At 63.9% G+C, this 5,038-nt stretch carries 2 protein-coding genes; both read right to left on the bottom strand.

The window, feature by feature from the left end:
* Positions 1 to 4,254: contractile injection system tape measure protein (locus PMI16_RS09730; RefSeq protein WP_007878994.1), on the bottom strand; the 4,254-nt coding region annotated here is incomplete at its 3' end.
* 4 nt (positions 4,255 to 4,258) lie between these two features.
* Positions 4,259 to 5,038 (bottom strand): hypothetical protein (locus tag PMI16_RS09725; protein WP_007878991.1); only part of this gene is annotated, 780 nt, incomplete at its 5' end.

Below are 5,038 nucleotides of genomic sequence, written 5' to 3'. Positions count from 1 at the left end.
GGCCGCTGCTGCCGTTTTGACGGCAGCAGCGTTGGCCGTCGTCGCCAGGGAGATTCCCATTTGCGCGCGCACGCGCGTGGTCAATGCAGCCGTCAGCGGCAAGCGCGTTTCGCGCGCCAGGAAATGCAGCAGCTCGTCGACAAAGCGCGGCGGATCGAACACGCGGCCGACAGCGAACAGATGGCTTAACAAGAATTCCCACTCGAGACGCGCCAGCCGCGTCGCCGCGAGTTGACCGTGGATCTCGGCGAACGCATCGGCGGCATCGCCGGCAAGGCGATGCATGCGTTGCGCCTGGGCATGCGGCGCCAGCGTCAGCAGGCACGGCCACGATGACGCCGGCAACAGGTCGAGCAAATGCCCGAACGCAGCCGGTCGGCCCGACAGGCTGGCCAGCGCCGGCAGCAATAGCGGCTGCGCTGCGTTGACCGCCGCCTGCAGCCAGTCCGTAAATCCATCCGGCAGCGCGACGCGGGCAAGCGCAAACGCGGGATCCGCAAGCAAGTCTGCAAACGTGCGATCGCGATCGGCGCCGGATGCTGCGGACGCCATGACGGCAACCGTGGTCCCGGATGGTTCTTGCATGCCGACCGACACGGGCAATGCCGCTGGCATAGGCGATGCAGCCGAGACGGCGCTCTCCGCCACGCTGGATTCTGCAATTGCCTCCAGATCCAGTTCCTGCGCGTGCATCAAGGCATGCAGCACGGTGCGGTAATACCGTGCCGGACTATCAGGTGCGGCATGCTGCGCCGGCGCCTGCGCGATGATCGCTTGCAGGAAAGTCTGGCGCTGCGCCAACGGCGCTTCGCCATCGGCAGACAAAAAAGCCGCAATCAGGCCGCGCAGCTCGGCGGGCGTCAGCGTTACCGGGGGCGGCTCGTGCAATTCCTGCCAACGGGCGAATCCTTGCCGCAGATAGGCGCGCGCCGCATGCGGCAACGCCATGACGCGCTCATCTGACGACTCCGGCATTGTGGCCAGGCTGCGTCGATAAAGCAGGATGTCGCGCAATGCGCCGGCGTTCGCTTCTGTTTCGCCGGAAACCGGCAAGGGCGCATGTGCCGAGACGACCTCGGCTTGCGCTGCCTGAACATGCGCAGGCTCTGTTTCCGCCTGCATCCAGCGCGCCATGAAGCCTTGCTGCCATGCCGTCAGGTTGAGCAAGGGATCGCGAGCGAGCATGGCAATCAGCGCATGCGCCGGCAATATTTGTTCGGCGCCGTCCATATCGATATCGGTATCGGCGACGGCTTCGGTCGAGGGGGCGTCCCCGGCGTCATCCGCCGCGCTCTTGCGCTGCAACAGATGGCGCAACGCGGCGCGCCACACTTGGCGCCGCCATGCCAGGAAATTTTCCGGCGGGATCAGATGGGCGCCCATGTTTTCCTGTGCTTTGCTGTGTCCGGATGTCTCGGCCATCGGTTCGGAGACATCGACGGCAATGCGCGCAGAGGCCGTGCCGTCGCGCAAGAAACGCCAGGCAGACACGGTCCCGGGCGCCAGCAAAGTGACGATATCGTGCAACATGCTCTCGGGGAAAGCGGCAGCGATGCGTTCCTGGATATCGTCGCGCATGCCGTAGTGCCGCAGCGCCTCGCGCAGCAATCCGGCATGCTTGCGCACCAGCACATCCCAGTCGCCATATAGCGATTCCGGCTCGCCCTTCATGAATGCCTTTGCCAGACGGCCGACCAGCTGCATTTTTTGCATCTCGCTGAGCGCCTCCTGCGGCCCGTGCGACGACATCGCATCGGGCGGTTCAGGTTCGGGCTTTTCCTGCACATCTGCCGGTTCGATAGCGATAGCGGCATCGATAGCCGCCGGCGACGCCATCGGTTCCGCGTCCGCGCAAGCCTCCAGATCGACGATGCGGTTATGCGCCAGCGCGTGGAGGACTTGCAGGTAGTAGGCGCGACGATCGCGCGCTGCCGCAGCATGCGCAATGATTGCCTGCAAAAACGATGCTTCCTGCACCGCCATGCCGACCAGTTGTTCCAGGCGCGCGGCGTCGAATCCAGGCTGTTCCAACGGTTGCTCGCCGCGTCGCACGGCCTCGAACAGTTGTGTCAGGGAGAGCGATATTGCCGATATGGAAGCAGGTGGCGGCATCAGGTTCCGCATCGGCAGCGACCGGATCGCGGGATCCTCGGCGCCGCTCGCAACGTCGTCCGTCTGTACTGCCGCCGCGACGCCATCGGCCACGCCGGTACCGCGCAACTCCTTCTCCCGCGCCGACCAGCGCCAGCCGGCAGCGCCGCTGTCTTCAAGCGCGGCGGCGAGATAGGCATCCGCATCGAAACCCGGCGGCGGCATCGCGCCAGGCGTGATGCCGCGCATTGCCTGTAGCAGGTAAGCCATGCCGCCGCGCCACCAATTCCGACGCCAGCGGCTCCACGCCGTCGCACCATCAGGCCTGCCGTCGTCGAGCCATGCCTGCATCTGCACATCGGACCAGACCTGCGCCGTCAATTCGGCAGCTTGCGGCGACAACAATGCCTGCATGTCTTGCAGCAGCGACAAGGGAAACGCGGAAGCCATTTTTTCGCGGATCTCTTCATAATTTCCGTAATGCAAAATCGCCGATCGCAGCATCTCCGGTTGCGCGTCAACGAGTTCGTTCCACTCGCCATACATCTCGCCGGCATCGCCATGCATGAATGCCGAACTCATGCGATTTTTTGTCGTGACGGTACTTGCCTGCGCCTGCGCATCGTGGATGAACGGCACGCCCTCTCCGGTTGCGTGCCTGCCGACCGCGGCAACATCGGCAGCGGCGGTATTGCTGCGGTCCGCTGGCGCATCCTTCAACTCAGCCAGCATGCGCAGCATATCGCCGGGGCGCCCGCGCGCCTCCACGCGCAGCGCCGCCTGCGCCAGCAGCAACACGACATCGCGTTGGTCCTGCTGCCGTGTCGCCGCCAGCCAGGAAAGCAGTGCGCTCAACATGTCCCCGGACGCAGGCAATTGTCCCGGCCGCTGCAGGCTGGCGGTGAAAACATGCAACCACACGGCCTGCATTGCGCCGGTCGCGGCGGCATCGTTCGGCGCCGCCTGCTGCACAACTTCCTGCAACAGGCTCAGCGTGTCGATGATATGCGCGGCATGCGCCGGGTTGATCTGTTGCAATTGCCCATGCAGCCGCTGCGACGGTGAATGACGAATCAGTTCGGCCAGCGAAGACATATCGCCCCGCCCTTCCTGCAACGCCTGCCACGCGTCGCGATGCATCCGGGCCTGAGTCTGTGGCCGATCCTGAGGAGCTTGCACGCCTTGTGCCTCTTGCATGTTCGATACGTTCAATACGTTCGATACAGCCGATGCATCCGGCGTGGACTCCGGATGCGGCGATGCCGGCGCACGCCCGGCATCGCCGCCGGTTTCCATACCGTCATCCGCATCGCCTTCTGACGCCGATGCTATCGCGGCCAGCTGCGACAAGATCTGCTCTCCATGCCGGCGGCCCGGACCGGCAATTCGCGCGAGCGCCGGCGCCAGCATGTCGGGCAGCGCCGGCATCCGCGCAGGCTCGGACAGACCATGGCTGAAGACGTTTTCCCACGCTGCGTGCATCGCCTCGACGGTTTCCTGTTGGTCGAACGCAGCCTGCCGCAACAGCGCTTGCAAGCGTTCGAGATGTGCCAGGACAGGTTCCGCATGCGCCGGGCTGAGCAGGCGCAACAAGGCCGCCAACTGCTGCCGTGGAAATTGCCGAATCAAGCGCGACAGCAAGATCCCGCGCTGCGAGGAGGCGCGCAGCGCCGCGATGAATGCCTCGGCACCATGCGTCAGTACGCGCTGCAACAGGTCTTCATGCGCTGTCGGCGTGGTGACGTCCAGTTGCCACGGCAGCATGCCGTCGCCAAGGTAGGCCAGCAGCAATTCGCTCTCCGCCATCGGGAGCGGCGTCATGCGGACACCCGATGTCGCCTCGTTATCACGAACGTCAGCAGACGAATCCTCCAGGTTCGGCGGGCGTCCGTGCAATTGCAAGACCTGCTCCAACGCTCCCCTCAGGCTTGCTGCCAGCGCTGCCGGGAACTCCGCCTCCGTCACCGGGCCGACGTCCACGGACAAGGTATCGAGTCGCCAGACTGCGCCGTCGACGGCATACTGATCGAACACCTGCTCCATCGCCGGCAACAATTTTTCGACGATCAGCGCGCGCATGTTTTCAACCTGCGCGATGCCCATGGCAGGCGACTCGAACGCAATGTCGAACAGCAATTCGTCGATGCGATGATGGGCCGTCATAGCGTCATACCCAGTAACTCTGATTTGCGGCAGCACGGCGCCGATGCAGGAATCTGGTCAAGCCCTGTGCGGCGGCATCGAGATTGTCGGCGTGGCTGTCGCGGTCGGCATCGGCAAGACCGGCATAGCGTCGCAACTGTTCCAGCCATAGTCGCTGGCGTTGTTCAAAATCGCGCATGGCGACCGGGTCGAGCCAATGAAATTCCGGAAACAGGTGCGCCGGCAAATTGCGGCATATCGTCTCTTGCGCCAGGCTTCGGAAATCGGGATCGCTGAAACGCGCGGACCATGAAGGAAAGACGACGCTGATCCGCGAGGAATAAAAGTCGGGGTCCACCGCTTCCTGGTTTTCTTGCACGGCATTGCGCGGTCGCAGCAGCAGATGCTCCAGCAGATGAAAACCTTCCGAGCCGATATTGAGCCGACAAATGAAATTGCGTAGTTGCTGCACATGTCGATCGGCCGCGCGCAGATCCGTATGGCTGCCCAATCGAATGATGCCGAGCCGCGCCTCGTGCGTCTGAAAATGGATGTGCACCATAGCGCCATGTTGCTCAAAAATGTAATTTTCCAGGCGCACGCCCTGGGTCAGTAACGATGTCGGCAGGATTCCGGCGGCATGTTGGCCTCCGCCCCCCCCTTCTCCTCCCTGTTCGTCCTGTCTTGCCAGTGCGGCGAGATGTTCGGCGGCGCGCGCATAGTCAGTCGCCGGCATCGTGTCGTCGGCGCTCAGCCTGAGCTTGAAATGCAATAATTCCTGTCCCAGGCTGGCGGCGCCTGCCGG

Source organism: Herbaspirillum sp. CF444, assembly GCF_000282135.1.
Taxonomy (GTDB): domain Bacteria; phylum Pseudomonadota; class Gammaproteobacteria; order Burkholderiales; family Burkholderiaceae_D; genus Herbaspirillum.
This window is presented reverse-complemented; position numbering and strand designations above follow the sequence as displayed.